The 4135-nt window shown below is 53.4% G+C and carries 5 protein-coding genes; 4 read left to right on the top strand and 1 reads right to left on the bottom strand.

Going from position 1 to position 4135, the window contains the following annotated elements; genetic code table 11:
- Nucleotides 1-22 precede the first annotated feature (22 nt).
- Nucleotides 23-1813, bottom strand: coding sequence for an ATP-binding cassette domain-containing protein (locus tag PDO_RS10700; protein WP_007601663.1), 1791 nt, complete (start codon nt 1811-1813; stop codon nt 23-25).
- Nucleotides 1814-1976: 163 nt separating this feature from the next.
- Between PDO_RS10700 and PDO_RS28285 the strand changes: the two genes are divergently transcribed.
- The 4 genes from PDO_RS28285 to PDO_RS28775 all read left to right on the top strand — a co-directional run.
- On the top strand, nt 1977-2147 hold the full coding sequence (locus PDO_RS28285) for a phazolicin family TOMM bacteriocin (protein WP_007601661.1): 171 nt from the start codon (nt 1977-1979) through the stop codon (nt 2145-2147).
- A 114-nt stretch (nt 2148-2261) separates the two neighbouring features.
- The gene (locus tag PDO_RS10695) at nt 2262-3110 is read left to right on the top strand and encodes an McbB family protein (RefSeq protein WP_007601659.1); all 849 of its coding nucleotides are present in this window, start codon (nt 2262-2264) and stop codon (nt 3108-3110) included.
- A gap of 17 nt (nt 3111-3127) precedes the next feature.
- Complete coding sequence (locus PDO_RS10690) at nt 3128-3925, top strand: SagB/ThcOx family dehydrogenase (protein ID WP_007601657.1); 798 nt, start codon at nt 3128-3130, stop codon at nt 3923-3925.
- Nucleotides 3915-4135 (top strand): hypothetical protein (locus tag PDO_RS28775; RefSeq protein WP_007601655.1); only part of this gene is annotated, 221 nt, incomplete at its 3' end. The genes PDO_RS10690 and PDO_RS28775, both read left to right, overlap by 11 nt.

Here is a 4135-nt window from a genome sequence, read left to right as displayed (position 1 = left end):
AGGCCCCGCAAAACCGAAGGAATCATAACCTGTTGAAATCACCCACCTCTTTTTGAGGCAGCCTCTTAGAATTGATGCCCCGCTCAATTCCTTCGATGAATTGTCCGTAGGCTGGATGGTTTTCCAAAAGCTCATTATGAGTGCCGTGGTAAGCCACATCAGGCGAGCAGAGAAAGAGAACCCGGGACATAGGCTTTATTAACGAAAGGTCGTGGGTAACAAAGACGCTAGAATTGTCTTCTTGAAGCGTCTGGATTGCGGCTAGGGCCATCTTACGGTTAACTTCGTCCAGCGCAGCTGTGGCTTCGTCCAAGAGAAGCAGGCGTGGTTTTTTGAGCAGCGCGCGGGCAAGCGATACGCGCTGTTTCTCACCGCCCGACAGCCGATTACCGCGCTCCCCGACCGTTGCCTCGCCTTGTGCCTCGTGCCGATTGATGACGTCTGTCAGTCCGAGATTGGAAATCACCTCCTCGATCTGCGCCTTGGGTCCAGCGTAGCCGAAGGCAATGTTCTCCCTGATTGTCCAATCGAATAAAAGGCAGTCCTGCTGCACCACGGCAATACACTCCCGCAGCGCGCTTAAATTGTCTTCGGAAACAGCCTCTCCGTTTACTAGATACTCCCCCTCGCTTGGTATCGTCAGGCAGGATAGGAGCTTGAGCAGCGAGCTCTTCCCGACACCGGATGGCCCTATGATGAAAAGCGGTACCCTCGGCTGGACACTGAAGTTAAGGCCGGACAAAACACGGTGGTCCGCAACATCAATCGACACGTTGCGAAGGTCGAGACTGAGGGGCTGCTTTTCCGCTGGGTGCGAGGCTTTTGTTGGTGCCGGAACGTCGACGGCCAGCAGATCGGCAAGAAGTTGGGCCTCCCCGAGAGCCGCATGTACGTCACGATAAACACGTGCAAACGTTTCGACCGGCTGCAGCAGTCGGATAATGTAGGTATTCAGTAGGACGAGTTCCCCGATGCTGAAAGTGCCTTCCCCGGCATTCACCCCGCCACGCCACAATACGCCAAGCACAACCAAGCCGAAAACGAGTGCCTGAAGTCCACCATAGTAGGCCCTCTGCCGGAACGTTATTGCCCATGCGCGATCGTTCACTTTCAGCTTTTCGTCAAGCTTGCCAGTGAATTTCGAACCGAGATTGGATTGTTGTAACAGTTCGGCATTCGCAACACCGTCGAGGCCAAAGCTCCAGGCTTCAATACCGCTCCCCATGGCCTCTTCGGTGGAGGAGCGAATGCGGCTGGCGGCGACGTTTGCGATCAAGCCGTACACCAACAGGGCGACGACCAGAAACCCTGCGATCCAAAAATCGATCATGAAAGCGATTACCGACGCTGCGATTATCAGCTCTATGATTGTCGGGATCAAAAAGAATGTCAGGTTCGACGTAATGTCTCTGACAGCATCCAGCCCCTTCTCTATCGTACGGCCGATCTCATAGGTCGTGTAGGTCTTGAGACGGTAATAAGGTAATGAGACGGCGTGTTGAAAGACATGGGTGGTCAAGTGGCGTTGGAGCCTCAAGTTCATAGGACCGAAGGTAAGCCACTGAAGTTGCTCAAGTATTCCAACCAGCGTCAGTCCTGCGCCGAAGGCGAGGATGTAGGTAACGGCCAAATTGGTCCCTTTGCTTTCATCTGTGAGCGCATCAATACCCAGTGAAAAGAACACGGGAAAAATCGCCGCACCTACTGCTGTCGCTGCAATGGTGAGGACGACCAACGCGAGTAATGCCTTCTGCTTGCGATTCTGCGTCATTACCAGTAGAATTACCTGTAATATCTTGGAAAAATCTGACATATAACCACCAACACCTATGATAAACCATAAACACCAAACTATAACTAAGTAAAGTCTGATTAGATGCAATATAGGTACAAATATGTACATTGACAATTCGGATTTATATTTTTATGGGTCACCTGTGCCGCGAGGTGCGGTGCGCTAACAGAAGGAGAACCCTATGATTCAGAACCTGAACCCTCCGCAGTTTGGTACGGAAATCGAGTTCTTGGATGAAGACGCCGCTCCGGGCGTGGCCTCGGCCGCGGCTTGCTCGCGTTGCGACAGCTCCAGCCGTAGCGGTGCAAGCGGCAAGAGCTCTGGCTCGTCGCGTTGTGGTATGACCGTTTGATCTGACCCAGCCCCACCCCGGCGTCGGCATGCCGACGCCGGGGTGGCCACTAGCCCGCGCATGCAGAATAATTCACGGCATCGGCGTCGCTGTCGTCATTTGGGATCGGAAGCTATGTATACAATATCGCCGTTTGTGCTTGAGTCCGCTGACATCGACGGAGTTTACAAGCTGTTTACCCCGACCGGTGCTGCATCGATTACCGATGTCAATCTTGCAGCGGCACTACGGGAGTTTTCACCAATCCGGCCGCGCATCAATAAACACGTTGCCTTGGAAATTCTGGAGCGCAATGGGCTTCCCATCGATGCAGCGGAGCAGTTCTTGATCAAGCTCAAAATTCTGCGTCGCATGAAATCCGATGAAAGCGTTGTAATCTACTGCTCTTCGGACGAGATTTCGCGTTCCTTGGCGAAATGCATCGAGAACAACGACGCCATAATTTGCACTTCGGTTCACGAACTGGCGCTCATAGGTAGACCAACCTTTCTGATCGCGATTCAGGCCGCCTATACTCCAGCTGCGGCGCGAGAAATCTACGATGCCTGTGCTCGGTGCCCCGAGTGCATCGTCCTCCATGCATATTTTGTTTTTCGACACTTCGTCATTGACGGTTTTTACTCCGCGTCGATGGGCCTACCAGACCATTTCAGCGGCCTTCATAACTTGGCCGGCCTCGACAGAAATCCAGGCTTCAAGCCAATTAGTTGGGCAGACTTTTTTCTTGCAGACCCTTATGCCGTCACCTCGCTCTCTGTTCCAACGTTCGCAGCGTTGGAGATCGAGGCCGCGGCAGCATTGCACCTCCTTTACACGCGCGTGCGCCCTCTTCTTGCCGACGGTGTTGCGCCACTGTTCCCCGACGACCTCAGCACCATCATAGAGATGAATCTGGATACAGGTCGCATTGAACGCCATCGAGGTGCCCATTCGACCTTCAGTGCAGGACCGCGGTCCATTTGAAAGAGGGAGCAGATACCATGTCGACTGACGATATTTCAGCCTTGAACCAGATTGGTTTTGCTAGCCAGTTCGTCGATCCTGACGTCGAACACACCGTTCGCGTCTTTCACCAGCATTGCTTCACCTGTGCAGGGTCCACCCTCGAGAAACGCATCAGCGCACCGTTCCTTTCGACGGAAAATCTACTTCTTGCAGAAACGAAGGAATCCCGTTTTTCCCATTTCAGCGATATCGTATTCGGCCACTCCACGACCACGCAGACAACGGTTTCACGCTGGCCATCCCTGAAGAAAGGGCAGCCTGGTATTGTGGAGTTCGAGAAAATTGCCTTGATTCTTGGCCAAGCGATCGGAGCGGATGGCGAAGGACGCAGGCCGTACCCGTCCGGTGGCGCGCTCTACAGCGCTGAGGCTGTCGTAGTAACCAGCGATAGAGTTGAAGGGATACCTCCTTTTTCTGTCGCGCACTACCTCCCGACCAGCAACCGCTTCGAACTGCTACCGGCGCAATTCGACCAGGATCGGTTTATTACTATCGCCACTATTGAAGGGGCCGCTTTCTACGTCGCCTACTTCATCAATTTGAAGAAAGCCACTTTCAAATACCGATCGCGCGGCTACCGGCTTGCCTTACTTGAGGTTGGCTCGATGTATCAGCACATCGCAGCTATAGCGCAGGATAACGGGATTGCTTCTCGCGTCCTTGCGGGCTTCTCCGAGTATGAATTTACCAAATCCTGTGGGCTAGACAGCAGGTTGCTTCTCCCCGCCGCCATTCAAGCGTTCGGCTTTCCGGGAGATGAAAGTGTCCAATAGCTTTCGAAATTTCGATCTTAAGACGCCGAGATTCCGTCTGTCGGCAGGCTATCCTGCCTCTATCTACGAACCTTCGGTTTTCTCGGCAGTCGATCATCACGCGGTCAATGGGCATGGCTTTGGTTTCGATGGTGACCCCCATATCAAGGCTATAGGGGAATATTTGGAACGGTACACCGCTTTCCGTACTATTCAGCCGACCGATGCCGG

This window comes from Rhizobium sp. PDO1-076 (genome assembly GCF_000247475.1).
Taxonomy (GTDB): Bacteria; Pseudomonadota; Alphaproteobacteria; order Rhizobiales; family Rhizobiaceae; genus Allorhizobium.
The sequence above is the reverse complement of the archived record's forward strand: the minus strand, read 5'-3'. Positions and strand labels throughout refer to the sequence as shown.

Bases quoted from the DNA above. Each gene is read 5' to 3' on its own strand.
- PDO_RS10700 (WP_007601663.1), bottom strand. From the start codon at position 1,813: ATGTCAGATTTTTCCAAGATATTACAGGTAATTCTACTGGTAATGACG.
- PDO_RS28285 (WP_007601661.1), top strand. From the start codon at position 1,977: ATGATTCAGAACCTGAACCCTCCGCAGTTTGGTACGGAAATCGAGTTC.
- PDO_RS10695 (WP_007601659.1), top strand. From the start codon at position 2,262: ATGTATACAATATCGCCGTTTGTGCTTGAGTCCGCTGACATCGACGGA.
- PDO_RS10690 (WP_007601657.1), top strand. From the start codon at position 3,128: ATGTCGACTGACGATATTTCAGCCTTGAACCAGATTGGTTTTGCTAGC.